This window comes from Neobacillus terrisolis (assembly GCF_051233475.1).
GTDB lineage: Bacteria > Bacillota > Bacilli > Bacillales > Cytobacillaceae > Bacillus_BU.
The window spans coordinates 155905-172522 of sequence record NZ_JBKFGH010000006.1; the positions used below are offsets into that span (position 1 = coordinate 155905).

Sequence of the window (16618 nt, forward strand, 5' to 3'; positions counted from 1 at the left end):
CCTTCTTCTTAATTGTATTTTTTATGATAAGAAGAAGGAGTTTTTCGGTGGTTCTGCTGGTGGACCTGTTGTCCATTGATTTGTGATTTCTCTTAGTTTGCAGTGAAGTTGATTGGTCATTGTCACTTCGTTTAAGCAACCTAGATTAAGGTAGGCTGCTACCCCTGAGCCTCCGCCCAAATTAAAAGCTCCGCCACTACCACTGCCACTACCACTACCACTATTAGAAGGAGTTGGACTTGAGACAAATGGCGCTGATAATGCTAAGCTTAACGAATGGTTCGCGTTTTCGTTTAGATTATTTATGATCGTTATTAATTCTGATGAATCATTTTCTGAGCGATTACTTAACAAATTTTTAAAGAAGGGAAATGATATCGTATCCGTATCGTCAGCGTCAGTCCCTAATGTTACATTAAGTATTCCATCGCCAGAATTTACATTAGACTTTGTAATGATGGCGTTTTCACCATTTACTGGAAGCCCTGTTCCAGATCCATCTAATTTAGGTTCATTTCCTTCAGGCTTCTTTTCTGGAAATGTTATATCCGTAGGATCAGAGTTGTCAGAAGGATTTGTTATGGTTGGTTTAGTCGTAATGGATTCAGATCCGCCAATTTTTATTGTCGTATCGACAAGTGGCGAATCATTTAATTCAACATTAACTAAACTGCCATCTTTCTTGGTGGTATTTCCATTAACAGTCTCATTGACTTCAACTATTCCAATGTGTGTATCACCTAATAGATTATTCATCTCAATCGTTGCTAAACTTCCTGAGGAAACTTGTCCGTCGGTTTGAGTTTCTTCTTTTCCCGATAGGACTCCAACATTAACGTTTCCTAACAGGGCTGAATCACTAATCCCGATTTCGAGTAATCCACCTTGCGTTGAGACGCTTTCTCCAGTATCGGACAAAGTGGTTTTCTCCGAGAGTAAGTTCACACTAACATTGCCAAGACCACTCACGCCTACGCTGGTGCTAAGTAGTCCCTGACTCCCACCAATTTGTGCGTGAATGATAGAAGGAGCTACAATCGTGAAACAAATAGTAAACAAGAATATAAGTCCGTTTCTAATTCCTTTCACCCCCTTCCTTTCCGTTGGAATCTATTACCAATATAAATTTTGACAAATTTTGCGGATGAAATCAACAGTAAACGAAAACTTCTAAATATTTGGTTAAAAGGACCTAGTAAGCCTTTCAGCTTAAAAATATCTCTGAATTCCAAAACATCAGTTTTTTAGACGATACATACGAAAAAAAATAATGTTAAAATAGAAAAGTCACTCAGGACTTAAGAAGAAACGGGGGAGAAAAGATGATGAAAAACAATCAAGATATTATGCTCATCGCTTTAGATATGGACGGGACATTGCTTAATGATCAAGGTGAAGTATCGTTAGCCAATCGAGAAATGATAAAGAGAGCACAAGACAATGGCATTCATGTCATTTGCAGCACGGGCAGATCTTTAATTACCTCCCGTGAATACGTTAAGTCTTTAGGTCTTTCGTCCTATCATATAACTGTAAATGGCAGTGAAATTTGGGATGAAAGAGGAGAACTAGTTCAACGAATTGTTATTCCAACAGCACAAATTCAATGGATGCTACATATAGCGAAAGAATACGAGGTTAAATTTTGGGCAACAGCGACCGACCATGTTTGGCGCAGAGAAATGCCAGAGGATATTAGTCAGCATGTTTGGTTAAAATTTGGCTACGAAATAGAAAATGATGAAATTCGGAACAAGGTATATGAGAAGCTACAAACTCGTAAACAGTTGCTGGAGTTCAGTAATTCTAGTCCGATCAATATTGAAATTAATTCATACGGTGTCAATAAAGCAAAAGGAATTGAGGTTGTATGCGACCGCCTTGGCATTAACATGTCTCAGGTGATGGCAGTAGGAGATAGCTTGAATGACCTACCCATGATTCAGGCAGCAGGAATTGGAGTGGCAATGGGGAATGCTCAGGTAATCGTTAAACATCATGCAGACTGGGTGACAGACTCAAATAATCAGGACGGGGTAGCAAAAGCAATTCAAAAGTGGGTTTTTTAAAATAGAAGGGGAACAAATCAGAAAAGCTATTTTTCAGATTTGTTCCCCTTTATCTATCATTTCTTTTTCGGAACGATTTTTACATATTTATAGCCTGGCTTGAGCTTGAATTTCTCAGTCCCTGATTTAGTTTTAACTTGAAAAAGGGTGAATTTTCCTGGTTGATGATCAAGAACATCGATTTTAATGATATCACGGTCAGCAAATCGTTTTTCAATTTTTCTTATTTGTTTTTCTCGTTTCTCACCAAATAAGAAGTCATAAAGCAAGATAAGCACATATAAAAGGGGAATGCCGATCAACAAAGTATAAAGGATAGATGTAAGCATGGCTGTAATAGAACATCCTTTCTATAAAAATAGATAATCTAAATTATAACCTTATTGCAGGTAGAAAACCATTTTGTTAAAAATTATTTATTCACCCGACTAGAATCATTGTTTTTGGATCAAAAAAAGGCGGTCACCACGAGGTGAACCGCCAAAGTCCGGTTACATATAATGACCGAAGGACATGACCCAAATCGAACCCGCCACTGTTACAAAGGCAATAAAGAATGCATAAGCAATGTTAATTATATTAGCTTTTCCATCTTCGCCCTCATTCATATGCATGAACATATACAATTGAAGTACAGCCTGGATCACAGCAAGCGTTCCAATACTCCAAATAATCGTTCTAAATGGTAAGGTTGTTTCAAAAGCCAGAAAGACAGCTGCAAATGTTAACAATAATGATGTTAAAAAGCCCGCCACATGACTAATAGGAAATCCTTTTGATTTGTTCTCCATATTAAGCCACCATCCTTGCTAAATAAACGAATGTAAAAATGAAGATCCAAACGACATCTAGGAAGTGCCAATACAAACCAATGATAAAGACTTTACGAGCCGTAACAGGAGTTAATCCGCGGCGAAGGAGTTGGATGATAATTAACAGAGCCCACCCAATCCCTAAGCTTACGTGTGCCCCGTGGGTACCTAGTAAGACGAAAAAGCTGGAAAGGAAGGCACTTGTTTGCATGGTGGCACCTTCACCAACGTAATGAACAAATTCGGATATTTCCATAAAGATAAAGCCTGCGCCAAGAAGTAAGGTAATGATTAACCAAGTTAATAATCCCTTAAGGTTGTATCGGCGCATTTCATAGATTGCTAGACCACAAGTAAAGCTGCTCGTTAACAAAAGAAGCGTTTCGATCAATACGTCCTTCAGGATAAAAATATCCTGAGGAGTAGGGCCGCCTGCATATCGTTCTCCTAATACTCCGTATACAGCGAATAAGGTTGAGAACAAGACGATTTCTGCCCCTAAGAAAATCCAAAAACCAAATATATTTAGTCTGCTTTGCTCAGTTTGATATTCTAATGGCAACGAAGCATTGACTTTAGCTGACATGATTCTTCACCTCTTCATCTACCTTTTTCCAAGCCCGTTCCGTTTTAATAATCTCGTCAACAGGAACGTGGTAACCATCGTTATAATCAAAGGAACGCGCGATTAGCACTGCAATAATTCCGATTGAGGCAATCGCTGCGGCAATCGTCCATTCAAATACGAGGAAGAAACCAGCAATTCCAAAGATGACGGCCATAATGAAAGGGAGACCAGAATTACTAGGCATATGAATTTCTTCAAATTTCTTTTCATCTATTTGTAAGTCTTTATTATTTTTCTTCATATACCAAAATGCATCAAGTGAGTTCACTTCAGGTGCAACAGCAAAATTGTAATGTTGAACGGGTGATGCGGTTGCCCATTCGAGTGTACGTCCGTCCCATGGATCGGAAGAAATGTTACGATCAGCGTAGCGAGCACTCCAATAAATGTTATAGCACATTGCCGCAAATCCGGCTGCCAGGATTAGTGAACCAATTGCCGATAATAAGAATAATGGTGCAAAACCTGATTCGGCTGAGAAAGTATAAGCGCGTCTTACAGCTCCATCGAGTCCTAAGAAGAACATTGGCATAAATGTCACATTAAAGCCGATTACAAATAACCAGAAATGCCACTTTCCGATTTTTTCATTCAGCATAAATCCAAACATCTTTGGCCACCAATAATACAGTCCTGCAAATACTGCAAATACAACTCCAGGAATCAATACGTAGTGGAAATGGGCCACTAGGAAAAGGGTATTATGGTATTGATAATCCGCAGCCCCCATCGCTAGCATAACACCGGTTACACCACCAATAATGAAGCAAGGTACAAAAGCAAGTGCCCAAAGCATAGCTGTTGTAAACTTAATGCGTCCTTTTCTCATTGTAAACAACCAGTTAAACATTTTAACCCCAGTTGGTACGGCGATCATCATGGTCGTAATCGAGAAAACGGAGTTTACAGCAGGCCCGGCTCCCATTGTATAGAAATGGTGAACCCAAACGAGCATACTTAAAAAGGCAATACCGACAATCGATGCCACCATCGATTTATAACCATATAATGTTTTTCGTGAAAAAGTAGAGATGACCTCTGAAAACATCCCGAAAGCAGGAAGTACCACAATATACACTTCTGGGTGGCCCCATAACCAAAACAGGTTGGCCCAAAGCATGTCTAGCCCGCCGCCTGAAAGGGTAAAGAAATGGGTTCCAAAGATACGGTCAAATGTCATTAATGCAAGTGCGACTGTGAAAATTGGGAACGAAGCAACGATAATAATGGATGCAATAAATGATGTCCATGTGAACATTGGCATTCTCATTAACGTCATACCCTTTGTTCGCATCTTTAAAATTGTGACAATGAAGTTAATTCCTGTCATTAATGTTCCGATCCCTGCAATTTGTAAGGCAACGGCATAATAGTTATTTCCAATCCCAGGAGTAAACTCTTTCCCGGCAAGTGGGAAGTACGAGGTCCAGCCAGCATCAGGTGAACCACCGACTACGAAAGATATATTAAAGAGCATGGCACCAACGAAAAATAACCAGAAGCTAAGTGCATTTAATTGTGGGAACGCAACGTCTCTCGCTCCGATTTGTAAAGGAATAATAACGTTCATTAGTCCAATTAACAGCGGCATAGCCATAAATAAAATCATGATGACCCCATGGGTAGTAAAAATCTCATTGTAATGTTGGGCATCTAAAAATTCCATTTCAGGTCTTGAAGTTTGGACCTTCATTAACAGCCCGTCAATCCCGCCGCGAAAGAACATCAATACTCCGGCAAGGATGTACATGATCCCGATTTTTTTATGATCTACAGTGGTGATCCATTCTGTCCATAACCAGCGCCACTTCTTAAAATATGTGATTCCAGCAACAATTCCGATCATTGATAGTAAAATCGCAATCTGAGATCCTATAATAAGAGGATCTCCAGTCATCATGAAAAACTCTTTCCAATTAATGTCCATGCTGTTCACCTCCATCATTATCGTTCATGTTATTTTGAGTTTCAGCATTCGTATTTTCTTCTTTGAATATTTCCCCTTGATATCCATGGGTCTTATAAAGCTCAGGGTTGGTAATAGTTTTTGAGTCCATTTCAGAATGGTCAATCCATTCCAAGTGTGTATTTGAATAAGTAAGTCGGCCTAAGTGAGTTGGTTTTAGCAGCTCTTCGTATTTCTTTTCAGACAGCTTTGGAGCAGTCTTTTTTACATCCTTTACCCATTGTTCAAAATCGATTTGGGTTTGCGCTAAAACTTCAAATTCCATATCGGCATAGCCACGACCGTTAAAGTTCGTATTTCTTCCTAAATAGGAACCAGGGTGGTCTGCTACCACATATAATTGAGTTTGCATTTTATTCATCGTGTATTTTTGACCAGCTAATGCAGGTACCCAAAATGATTGCATTGTACTTGCTGATGTTAATTTAAAGAGGACTGGACGATCTTCAGGAATGTTGACATAATTGATGGTTTCAATTCCTTGTTCCGGGTAACTAAAGATCCATTTCCAGTCTGCAGATGTTACATGGATCGTAAGCGGTTCTTTCTTTTCATATCCCTCTGGAACTTTCTCAAGTGCGTATAGTGTTTTAACCGTTGGAATCGTTAATGCGATCACGATTAAAATGGGAATGGCAGTCCAAATGACTTCAAGTACCATACTGCCGTGTTCTTCTGGTGGCTCGTAATCTTTGTTTTCGCGTCTTTCACGATATTTCCACACTATGTAGCCAAATAAACCAAATACAACAACTACTACAAGTAGCATGAAAATAAGGGACCAGTTAATCAAATCTAAAATACTGCGAGCAACAGGACCCTGTGGATCAAAAACAACTAAGCTTGGTTCACAGCCGCTTAAAAGTACAATAGTAAGTGCGGCCAACAGGGAGAGCAAAAAGGTTTTTTTAGGATTCATTTTTTTTACTCCTTTTAAGTTTTTAATAAAGATGGGAAAAAGACATAAATGTAAAATAATTCACAATCTTAAATCAATAATTATAATAATTATTAAACGATAATTATTATTTCTACTACATAAATGATGATAACATAAAAAAATCCCAAATAATGATCAAAGTTTGAATAAATTGTGACAAATGTTTGAAGGGTTAATTATCCATTACTGGACAAAATTGTTTGAGGGTGTAGCGGGTATACTACTTATTAGTGAACATAGATTGAAGTTTAAAGGAGAAAAGTGCGGTATAATAGCCTATATAGAGAGATATGGGGGGATAAAGTATGGAGAATTGGACACAATCAATTTTTACTTTTTTTAAAATCGAATGGGAGAATGTTCAAGATTATTTTTTATCTCTCATTCTTACTGCTGTTGTTTCATACTTGACGATTAGAATCATCCGTTTGTTCATCCATCAATTTTTTAAACGAACTCATTTTATCGATGAGAAAAAAGAAAATACAATTGAGAGCGTAGTTAGGAATACCGCAAACTATATTTTGTTTTTTGTTATTTTATTTGCGGCAATTAAGCCTTTTGTCGAAAATTTAAAAGAGTTTATTATGGCTGGAGGAATCATTGCAGCAGTTGTTGGTTTTGGAGCGCAGAAGGTCATCAATGATCTATTAAGCGGGATGTTTATCATATTTGAACGTACCATTCAAAAAGGAGATTTTATTAATATAAATGAAGAACTTGAGGGAGGAACAGTTGAAGAACTCGGGTTTCGGGTTGTTAAAATCCGGTTGATTAATGGAAAGCTAGTTACAATCTCTAACGGTGAGATCCGTAAACTTGTTAATGGTTCAGTTGATATGAGACGGGTTTTTGAAAGTGTCATCGTATCATTTAATGAAAATCCAGGAAAAATAAAGGCACTGCTCGAGGGCGTATGTACTGAATTAAACGAACGGCATAAGGATTTCTTATTAGTGGATAAAACGACTGGAGAATATAAAGAAAAATACCAATTATACGGACTTCACTCATTAGATGTAAGCCCAATTGGTTACAAATTTTCGATTACTGCAACAGTGAACGATATCGATTACATAACAGCTGCAAGAGAAACTAAAGAGCTATTGGCTCAAACGATGTATGATAACAGGGTCATCATGCCCGCTCAGCAAATTGTTTTGCAAAGAGAAAAAGAACGAGAAGCCACCTTACAAAAGTAAAAAGCTGCCAAATGGCAGCTTTTTTTATGAAACTTTTTCAATTTTAACATTAGCTTTTTGAGGTCTAAATTCGCCTTCCCATTTTGAAATAACCGCCGCAGCAAGAGAGTTCCCTACTACGTTAACAGATGTACGAGCCATATCAAGAAGACGGTCGATTCCAGCAATGAAAGCTAAACCTTCAACTGGGATTCCAACAGAGCCCAAAGTTGCTAATAATACAACAAATGAAACGCCTGGAACTCCAGCAATCCCTTTGGAGGTTACCATAAGGACGAGCATAAGGGTAATTTGCGAGCTAATTGGCATGTCAATCCCATACATTTGTGCAATAAAGATTGCTGCCAATGCTTGATACAAAGTCGAACCATCAAGGTTAAAGGAATATCCAGTAGGAATGACAAAAGAAGTAATTGATTTAGGACAGCCGAAGCCCTCCATTTTCTCAATTAATTTTGGGAGCACCGTTTCAGAGCTTGCAGTACTATATGAAAGAATAAGTTCATCTTTTAACATTTTGATCATGTTAAAGAATGCTATTCCATGGATTTTGGCAATTCCACCAAGTACAACTAAAACAAAGAAAAGCATAGTACCATAAACAACCAAAATAAGTTTTCCAAGTGGAATAAGTGATTCAACCCCAAATTTAGACACTGTCACTCCAATTAAAGCAAATACCCCAAATGGAGCAAATTTCATAATTTGGTTAGTCACAACGAACATAGCATCTGCAGTTCCACGGAAGAATGCTAAAACGGGTTTTCCTTTTTCTCCGATTGCTGCAACCCCAATTCCGAATAATACGGAGAAGAAGATAATGGCAAGCATGTCACCGTTCATAAGTGATTGGAAAATATTAGTAGGTACGATGTTGACAAAGGTATCCATGAAACTATGTTGAGCAACCGTTTCTGTTGTTTCAAGATAATTTGAGATATCCCCTTTTGACAAGGAACTCATATCAATTCCTTTACCAGGTTGGAAAATATTAGCCGCTAATAAACCAATGATAATGGCAATGGTTGTAACAATCTCAAAGTAGAGAAGAGTTTTTCCTCCTAATTTTCCAAGCTTTTTCATATCGCCTGTTCCTGCAACACCAACAATAAGGCTGGCAACTACAATAGGAATAACAATCATTTTAATTAGGCGTAGGAAAATTGTGCCGATTGGCTGCAAGTAGGTTTCAACAGCCGGATTTCCATAAAAAATAGCACCTACTGCAATACCCAAAGCTAAACCAACTAAAATTTGGATCGCTAAGCCAAACTTTTTCATATTATCACTTCCTTTTTAATGTTATACGAAAATATATCGTATCAAAAAAAAACACTTTTTCAAATGCAGGAATTGGAAAAAAATTTAACGAAAGATTCAGAAGATACAAGGTTTTTGTGTTATTCAGAAAGGTGTTGTTAAAAAAAGGGGAAATAATTAAAAACTATCTCTATATAATGATTTTAAGGAAAATTGTGCTATTGTTTTATCCAAATTCTTCAATAATCAGACTTATGACAATTTTGTGCAAGCGGAAAAATATTAAATGAAGTTTGATATTATTTTATTTTTTGGGGAAAAAGAGTGAAAAGAAACGAGAGTTATGGGTGATTTTGCTAAGGAATAATTAAATTAGCGAAGCACAAAAATAAAAGGTAAAAAAGACATAAAAATGACGAAAAAGTAGTTTTTCCTATGTTTACATTAAGAAAATTTTAACTTACGATAAAGATTATGTTTTTTGTTATTCGACAAATTCATCCATCAATCGACAAAACACAACTTGCAACTAGGAGGATTTAAATGGATTTGTTTAGGAAAAAATCAATTTCCTTACTTCTGTCACAATCGGAAGCAAAGGGTGCTTCGCTTAAGAAAGATCTGGGTTCTTTTGATTTAACAATGCTTGGGATTGGTGCCATTATTGGAACAGGAGTATTCGTTTTAACTGGAGTTGTTGCGGCTGAACATGCTGGTCCAGCACTTATCCTCTCCTTTATTCTTTCAGCAATGGCTTGCGTTTTCGCGGCTTTGTGTTATTCAGAATTTGCCTCAACCGTTCCTGTGTCCGGCAGTGCTTACACCTATAGCTATGCGACATTTGGGGAATTGTTTGCCTGGATTTTAGGGTGGGACTTAATTTTGGAATATGGAGTTGCTTCTTCCGCTGTTGCGGCAGGGTGGTCCGGTTATTTCCAAGGCTTATTGACCGGTTTTGGTATTCATATCCCGACAGTATTCACAAGTGCATATAATCCTGAAAAAGGGACATTGGTTGATTTACCTGCAATTTTAATTGTTTTACTAATTACTTTCTTACTAACAAAGGGTGTAAAAAAATCAGCTAAGTTTAATACAATCATGGTATTAATCAAGTTAGCAGTAATTTTGTTGTTTATCGGTGTTGGTGCATTTTATGTAAAACCTGAAAACTGGACTCCATTTATGCCGTTTGGATTTTCAGGTGTTGCTACAGGTGCAGCAACCGTTTTCTTTGCTTATATTGGTTTTGACGCAGTCTCTACTGCTGCTGAAGAAGTTCGTAATCCTCAGCGCAATATGCCGATTGGAATTATTACCTCATTAGCTGTTTGTACGATTCTTTATATAATCGTTGCTCTGGTTTTAACGGGGATTGTTCCTTATAATTTATTAGGTGTTAATAACCCGGTAGCCTTTGCCCTTCAATATATTCATCAGGATTGGGTTGCCGGCTTCATTTCCTTAGGTGCGATTACGGGTATTACGACGGTCTTATTGGTAATGGTTTATGGACAAACTCGATTGTTTTACGCAATCAGCCGGGATGGATTACTTCCTAATATCTTTTCTAGGGTAAATCAAAAAACACAGACTCCGATTGCAAACTCATGGATTACCGCAGGAATGATTTGCTTTTTCTCAGGCGTATTACCATTAAATAAATTAGCTGAATTAACAAATATAGGAACATTATTTGCTTTTATCGTTGTTTCGTTAGGTGTTTTAGTGTTAAGAAAAACACAACCAAACTTAAAGCGCGCTTTCAAAGTTCCGTTCGTTCCTGTTATTCCTATTCTTGCTGTGTTATTCTGTCTCTATTTAACGCTTCAGCTTCCAATGACAACCTGGATTGGCTTTAGTACTTGGCTAGTAATCGGTTTATTTGTTTATTTCGGATACGGACGTAAAAGAAGTAAATTAAATATCGAATCAGAAAGCGAACGAAAAATTAGTTAAATAGTAAAAGTTAATCTTCAATAGAAGAAGTAAAATATCGGACACATAACGTGTCTGATATTTTTTTTGTATAAATAATGATTAAAGTCGAAAAATTGAAACATTTCTGATAGGAAACTTCTGTTGTTAATATCTAAAATTAAGATAAACAGTAGTCAAAGAAAATTCTTTTTGCAAAACGCTCTTTAAAAAAGATATAGGGGAGGCAGTTTAGGTGCAAAAGGTTAAAACAATAGACGAAATTGCGAGTAGCTATTTCCGTGATGGAATGACCGTAATGATAGGGGGATTTCTTGGGGTTGGCACTCCAGACATCCTTGTAAAAAAATTAATTGATCATGGGACGAAAGATCTAACCCTAATCGCAAGTGATACAGCAATGCCTGACAAAGGTGTGGGACCTTTAATCGTAAACAAGCGAATCAGAAAAGCAATTGTCACCCATATCGGTACAAATCCAGAGACAGGGAAGCAGCTACTAGCGAATGAGATCAGTGTTGAGTTTGTACCTCAGGGAACGTTACTGGAAAGAATCCGTGCGGGTGGTTCAGGTCTAGGTGGTGTCCTTACTCCAACAGGGGTTTGTACATTCGTCGAGAAGGGAAAACAAAAAATTAAAATAGGTGAGAGCGAGTTTTTACTGGAGCTTCCATTAAGAGCTGATATTGCCTTAATAAAAGCATTTAGAGGAGATCGGTTTGGAAATCTTGTCTATCGAAAGTCTGCTAGAAATTTTAATCCTGTCATGTCGTTAGCAGCTGATATAGTCATTGCCGAAGTCGAAGACTTAGTTGAGGTTGGAGAAATTGATCCTGAAGATGTCGTGACCCCGGGTATTCTTGTTGATATGATCATCGATCATGGAGGTCTATATGAATGATTGAACTAACAAAGCGGGATATCATTGCTAAGCGTGTTGCAAAGGAGCTTCATGATGGCGAAGTGGTTAATCTTGGAATTGGCATCCCAACTCTAGTCACTCAATTTTTACCCGAAAATGTTCAGGTTATCCTTCAATCGGAAAATGGATTTTTGGGATTAGGACCAGTGGGTGAGAAAATTGATCCTGATTTGATCGATTCAGGTGGGAAGCCATGCAGAATTTTGTCAGGGGGTTCATTTTTTGATAGCTGCATGTCATTGGCGTTAATTCGTGGAGGACATATTGATGTTACGGTGCTGGGAGGTATGCAGGTGGACCAAGAAGGGAATCTTGCCAGTTGGATGATTCCTGGAGGAAAAGTTACTGGAATGGGCGGTGCAATGGATTTAGTAACAGGTTCAAAAAAGGTTATCATTGCGATGGAACATACAACAAAGGATGGTACTTCAAAGATCGTTAAGCAATGTACAATGCCATTGACAGGAGGCCGTGTGGTTTCCAAAATTGTCACGGAATTAGCCGTCTTTTCAGTCACGAATAATGGTTTAGTGTTAGAAGACCTTCAAGAAGGTGTAGATTTAACTGCTGTTTATAAAAATACGGATGCTGATTTTTCTGTGCCGGACTCGACTGCACAGATGTGATAGGTGGGATGTAAGATGCTAGAAAAGAAGAATTCAATTTTAGTTTCTTTTTGGTATATTAGTATATTGTTGTTTGTTGTCTATATAATCGTATTATACATAATAATGGACCCGACTTCCTCCGAATTCGTTGAAAGGAAATTAAATTTAAATGGTTTTTCTTATCATACATGGCTTTATTTCTTTTATACACATTTAGGTCTAGGAATTATTTCTTTAGCGAGCGGACCATTTCAATTTTTGGGTCAAAAAGGGAATAATCAACAAAAACATAGATATATCGGAACTGCCTACACAATAGCTGTTTTTATTAATTCATTGATCGTTCCCTTTTTAGCACTCTATGTTGATGGAGGACTTTCAGCAGGAATCGCATTTTTTATTGTTGATGCAGCTTGGTTAGTGACAACCTGGATCGGCGTTTGGCGTTTGGCTCAAAACAAGTTTAACCTGCATCGGGACTGGATGATAAGAAGCTATGCAGTTACGATGGTGTTTATGACCTATCGGATTGTAATTACCTTGATGGAAGCAATACTTGAACTTGACAATAGCATTGCTATTCCACTAGGTTTAGCTCTATCGGCTGTATTGAACCTTATGGTAGTTGAGGGTTTTATTCGCAGTAAAAGACGACAGTTGAAAAGAATGAAAAACGTAACAGCTTAATTCAAGTAAATGGAAAAAATCCGGTCCTTTGACCGGATTTTTCTTTTATCTGGGGGTGTTTTGCTTTAGCCTGACTTTATAGTAAAAGATAAATATTAAAAATTTATTAAGAGATGATTAAAGTTCGTTTAAATATTTTATTAGAAAAATATTCAATCTATCGAACCACTTTAAGAAAATGATAGTCTAATAAGTATAGGTGGTGAGAGCATAATTGGAAAAAGAACAGCTGTTTATTGAAACCGTATATGAAAATAAGGGTTATTTTTATAGAATAGCAAAACGTATTCTTCAAAACGAGACAGATGTGGAGGATGCCATTCAAGATATGATAATAAAGGGATATCGCTCCATAAAGGGTTTAAAAGAGGAACGTTACATAAAAACCTGGCTAACAAGAATACTGATTAATCAATGTAAAACGATATTGAAGAAACGGAAGAGAGTTGTTTTTTCAGGGGAATTTCAAGAACTCAGTCAGTGTGCCGATTATCAAAAAATGGAAATAGAAGAATATCTTAATCAATTAACACAGGAATTAAAGGTGATTGCTGTTTTATATTATTACGATGATTTGCCGGTTAAAGACATAGCCGAATTTGTTAACGTGCCGATCGGGACAATTAAATCGAGACTCTCTAAGGTAAGAACCGACCTTAGGAGGATGATGGAGGAGTGAAGGCATGAAAGACGAACAATTTGATGAATACATAAAGAGTAAATTACGTGAAGAACCCGTTTTAACATTTGGTGATAATATTGATGAAACAATTAATAAGGCAATGAAAAAAGCAAAAAAGGCTAAGTTTAGAGCAACCAGGATGATTGCTGCAGCAATCGTGTTCTTAGGCCTGGGAGCAACTGCAACAGTATTACTGCAAGGACAACAAGATCAACCTAAAATGTCCCAAAAAAATGAAAATATCCAAGCTAACAAGGAAAAACTATCACAACTGGCGGCAGTTGATGTTGAGAGAGAAAAGGAAAGACTTGTGAGTGAAGGGTATTTATTAGAAGCTGGGAGCGACTTGCCTGAAGTTTCTGGACCAAGTAGTTCAGCTCTAAAAGATGTTAGATATACTTCAACGTTAAAGGACTATATATACAATTCAAGAAGTACTGTAAAAGGGAAAGTCCTCGGTGTTAAGTATATTATTGGAGAACATTCTGCCTATACGAAAGCGAAATTCCTTGTTGAAGAAAGTTACTCCGGTCTATACAAGCCCGGGGACATCGTGACAGTGGTTAGAGCGGGTGCCATTATCACTCATTATGAAATGATTATCAAAGAAGAAATCGATAAAAAGTTCAATATTCCTGAAGCCGAATTAGAACAAGCAAAACAAAAAATGGTTGTTGTCGACAATTGGGGAGGTGAAATGATTTTTCCAGATGAATCTATGATTCTTTTTATTGGTGATAGAGTAGAGACAGATGACTTAAACGATGAAGCGTATTATGTTAGCGGACCAGTCGTTAAATTTAAGGGGAAGGAAATTCTCATCCCCGATTCACGAATGGAAGAAGGCTATATATTTGAAGAGTTTTTCTTCACCAAACAATTATCAGTCTTTGTGGAAAAACTTGCTTCTATTGTAAAAGAAAAAGAAAATTATTCGAAAGAAAAGGCAATCGAAGCAGCGTATAACTTTCTTTCAGAACAAGATCGTCAGCAAATAACCAATTTAGAAAATTCGAGTGTTCGCTTTTCTTCGCGAGGAATTTATTATAAAACTCCGAAAAATGTCATAGTCGTTACGTTTATGTTAAAAAATGATCAGCCACTTACAGTTATTTTAAAAGAAGAGTATCAGCTATACAAAATAACAAAATAAATCGAGAGAAGCCTCCTTTCTCTCGATTTTTTCTATTTTATAGGGAATTTAAGATGTTAAATAGTAATGAAATATTTAGTTTATTCGATCCATTTTTGATAAGAAGTCAATAATAAGGATTAAAAAATAAAAAAACCAAGTTGACTTATAGGGTAAATGTGGTTATTATAATAAACATATTCTATCAATTCAAATTTTTTGGTTGATTGAGAATTCTAATTGAATACTTATAGCTGATCAGACAACTGAAGGCTGTTATCTTTTTTAAACAAAGATAGCAGCCTTTTTTTGTTTAGGCTGTGTTTAAGCTCAATATTGATTTTTTTACACAATGTTGATTGGAGCGGAAGGCATAAGACGAGCCGGCATGAAGGTCGTTCTTTGACCTTCTTGACGGATTGGCTGTAGACCTGCGAGCCCCTAGCCGATGCAGCTAGACAGGCTCACCGCCCGCCCCGCGGAAAGCAAGCGCCTCTCGCTGAAATCAACAGTCAAGTATAACACAGCCTTTGTATAAAAAATGAAAAGGGGAGAAAATCAAATGAAGCAGAGAAAGACATTTTGGGGAAAGTTATTTTTAATCCTAGCGATTACTTTAGTGGCTCTTGCCGGCTGCAGCAGTACTCAGGAAACGAGTAAAAAAATAGAAAAAAACTCTGGTGAAAACACAACAGGGAAAACAAGCGAAAAACAAACGAAAAAGGAATCAGTCGAGCTATTAAACGTCTCGTATGATCCAACTAGAGAGCTATATCAAGAGTTTAATGAAGAATTTTCAAAGAATTGGGAGAAAAAAACAGGTCAAAAAGTGACAATCCAACAATCACATGGCGGTTCTGGAAAACAAGCACGAGCTGTAATTGACGGGTTGGAGGCAGATGTTGTAACACTCGCGTTGGCTTATGATATTGATGAAATTTCAGCGGTTAGCGGATTAATTACTAATGATTGGCAAACAAAATTTAAACATAATTCAACACCATACACATCGACCATCGTGTTCCTTGTTCGAAAAGGCAATCCCAAAGACATTAAAGATTGGGATGACTTAACAAAAGACGGGGTTTCGGTCATCACTCCAAATCCAAAAACATCCGGGGGAGCTAGATGGAATTACTTAGCTGCTTGGGCATATGCCGACAAAAAATTCAGTGGGGATGAAAAGAAGATTAAGGATTTTATTAATAAGCTATACAAAAATGTAGAAGTTCTTGATTCAGGAGCTCGTGGTTCTACAACAACCTTTGTTGAAAGAGGAATTGGGGATGTCTTGATCGCATGGGAAAATGAAGCTTATTTGACCTTAAACGAATTAGGCAAAGACAAATTCGAGATCGTTAACCCTTCATTGAGTATTCTTGCTGAACCTCCAGTTGCTGTAGTCGATAAAGTAGTCGATAAAAAGGGAACCCGTGAAGTAGCGGAAGCCTATCTTGAGTACTTATATACGAAAAAAGGACAAGAGATTGCTGCAAAAAATTATTATCGTCCACGTGACAAAGAGATCTTAACAAAAAATCAAGAACAATTCCCTAAGATTAACCTAGTCAATATTAATGATGAGTTTGGCGGCTGGAAAAAAGCGCAAGAGACTCATTTCCAGGATGGCGGAACATTTGATCAGATTTACCAACCATAAACATTGAAAAGGAGGTTCATGTTAGGGCTGACCTATAACACCGTATCTATTCCAGTTTAGAGTAACGGAATAAATGATCCAGGAGGTTAGTCCTTCCATACCTCTAGGGGTG

The 16618-nt window shown here is 37.3% G+C and carries 16 protein-coding genes; 9 read left to right on the top strand and 7 right to left on the bottom strand.

What is annotated here, in order from left to right; genetic code table 11:
- Positions 1-21 precede the first annotated feature (21 nt).
- Positions 22-1089 carry a hypothetical protein gene (locus ACI48O_RS04720; protein ID WP_435560579.1) on the bottom strand — a complete coding sequence of 356 codons (1068 nt, stop codon included), beginning with the start codon at positions 1087-1089 and terminating at the stop codon, positions 22-24.
- A 236-nt stretch (positions 1090-1325) separates the two neighbouring features.
- Here ACI48O_RS04720 and ACI48O_RS04725 point away from each other — a divergent pair, with 236 nt between their 5' ends.
- Positions 1326-2069: an HAD family hydrolase gene (locus ACI48O_RS04725; RefSeq protein WP_435560736.1), complete on the top strand. Its 744-nt coding sequence runs from the start codon at positions 1326-1328 to the stop codon at positions 2067-2069.
- Positions 2070-2125: 56 nt separating this feature from the next.
- Here ACI48O_RS04725 and ACI48O_RS04730 read toward each other — a convergent pair whose 3' ends face one another.
- The 5 genes from ACI48O_RS04730 to qoxA all read right to left on the bottom strand — a co-directional run bounded on the left by ACI48O_RS04730 (position 2126) and on the right by qoxA (position 6394).
- Positions 2126-2398 (bottom strand): hypothetical protein, encoded by a 273-nt coding sequence (locus tag ACI48O_RS04730; protein WP_435560580.1) that lies wholly within the window; start codon positions 2396-2398, stop codon positions 2126-2128.
- A gap of 162 nt (positions 2399-2560) precedes the next feature.
- Positions 2561-2860 carry a cytochrome aa3 quinol oxidase subunit IV gene (gene qoxD / locus ACI48O_RS04735; RefSeq protein WP_435560581.1) on the bottom strand — a complete coding sequence of 100 codons (300 nt, stop codon included), beginning with the start codon at positions 2858-2860 and terminating at the stop codon, positions 2561-2563.
- A 1-nt stretch (position 2861) separates the two neighbouring features.
- On the bottom strand, positions 2862-3467 hold the full coding sequence (qoxC, locus tag ACI48O_RS04740; protein ID WP_435560582.1) for a cytochrome aa3 quinol oxidase subunit III: 606 nt from the start codon (positions 3465-3467) through the stop codon (positions 2862-2864).
- On the bottom strand, positions 3457-5436 hold the full coding sequence (qoxB, locus tag ACI48O_RS04745; RefSeq protein ID WP_435560583.1) for a cytochrome aa3 quinol oxidase subunit I: 1980 nt from the start codon (positions 5434-5436) through the stop codon (positions 3457-3459). Before qoxB ends, qoxC begins: the two co-directional genes overlap by 11 nt.
- The gene (gene qoxA, locus ACI48O_RS04750) at positions 5426-6394 is read right to left on the bottom strand and encodes a cytochrome aa3 quinol oxidase subunit II (protein ID WP_435560584.1); all 969 of its coding nucleotides are present in this window, start codon (positions 6392-6394) and stop codon (positions 5426-5428) included. Before qoxA ends, qoxB begins: the two co-directional genes overlap by 11 nt.
- Before the next feature lie 326 nt (positions 6395-6720).
- On the opposite strand from qoxA, the gene ACI48O_RS04755 reads away from it, so the two are divergent.
- Positions 6721-7617 carry a mechanosensitive ion channel family protein gene (locus ACI48O_RS04755; RefSeq protein ID WP_435560585.1) on the top strand — a complete coding sequence of 299 codons (897 nt, stop codon included), beginning with the start codon at positions 6721-6723 and terminating at the stop codon, positions 7615-7617.
- 24 nt (positions 7618-7641) lie between these two features.
- Here ACI48O_RS04755 and ACI48O_RS04760 read toward each other — a convergent pair whose 3' ends face one another.
- On the bottom strand, positions 7642-8898 hold the full coding sequence (locus tag ACI48O_RS04760; protein ID WP_435560586.1) for a cation:dicarboxylate symporter family transporter: 1257 nt from the start codon (positions 8896-8898) through the stop codon (positions 7642-7644).
- A 522-nt stretch (positions 8899-9420) separates the two neighbouring features.
- On the opposite strand from ACI48O_RS04760, the gene ACI48O_RS04765 reads away from it, so the two are divergent.
- From ACI48O_RS04765 to ACI48O_RS04795, 7 genes are all read left to right on the top strand, one after another.
- Complete coding sequence (locus tag ACI48O_RS04765; protein ID WP_435560587.1) at positions 9421-10836, top strand: amino acid permease; 1416 nt, start codon at positions 9421-9423, stop codon at positions 10834-10836.
- Positions 10837-11050: 214 nt separating this feature from the next.
- Positions 11051-11716 (top strand): acetate CoA-transferase subunit alpha, encoded by a 666-nt coding sequence (gene atoD / locus ACI48O_RS04770; RefSeq protein WP_435560588.1) that lies wholly within the window; start codon positions 11051-11053, stop codon positions 11714-11716.
- The gene (locus ACI48O_RS04775) at positions 11713-12363 is read left to right on the top strand and encodes a 3-oxoacid CoA-transferase subunit B (RefSeq protein WP_435560589.1); all 651 of its coding nucleotides are present in this window, start codon (positions 11713-11715) and stop codon (positions 12361-12363) included. Before atoD ends, ACI48O_RS04775 begins: the two co-directional genes overlap by 4 nt.
- Positions 12364-12378: 15 nt before the next feature.
- Positions 12379-13032, top strand: coding sequence for a DUF2306 domain-containing protein (locus ACI48O_RS04780; protein ID WP_435560590.1), 654 nt, complete (start codon positions 12379-12381; stop codon positions 13030-13032).
- Positions 13033-13246: 214 nt separating this feature from the next.
- A complete protein-coding gene (locus ACI48O_RS04785; RefSeq protein ID WP_435560591.1) occupies positions 13247-13711 on the top strand; it encodes a sigma-70 family RNA polymerase sigma factor in 465 nt (154 codons plus the stop codon).
- Between the two features lie 4 nt (positions 13712-13715).
- Complete coding sequence (locus tag ACI48O_RS04790; protein ID WP_435560592.1) at positions 13716-14867, top strand: hypothetical protein; 1152 nt, start codon at positions 13716-13718, stop codon at positions 14865-14867.
- A 541-nt stretch (positions 14868-15408) separates the two neighbouring features.
- Complete coding sequence (locus ACI48O_RS04795) at positions 15409-16506, top strand: sulfate ABC transporter substrate-binding protein (protein ID WP_435560593.1); 1098 nt, start codon at positions 15409-15411, stop codon at positions 16504-16506.
- The last annotated feature ends 112 nt before the right edge of the window (positions 16507-16618 follow it).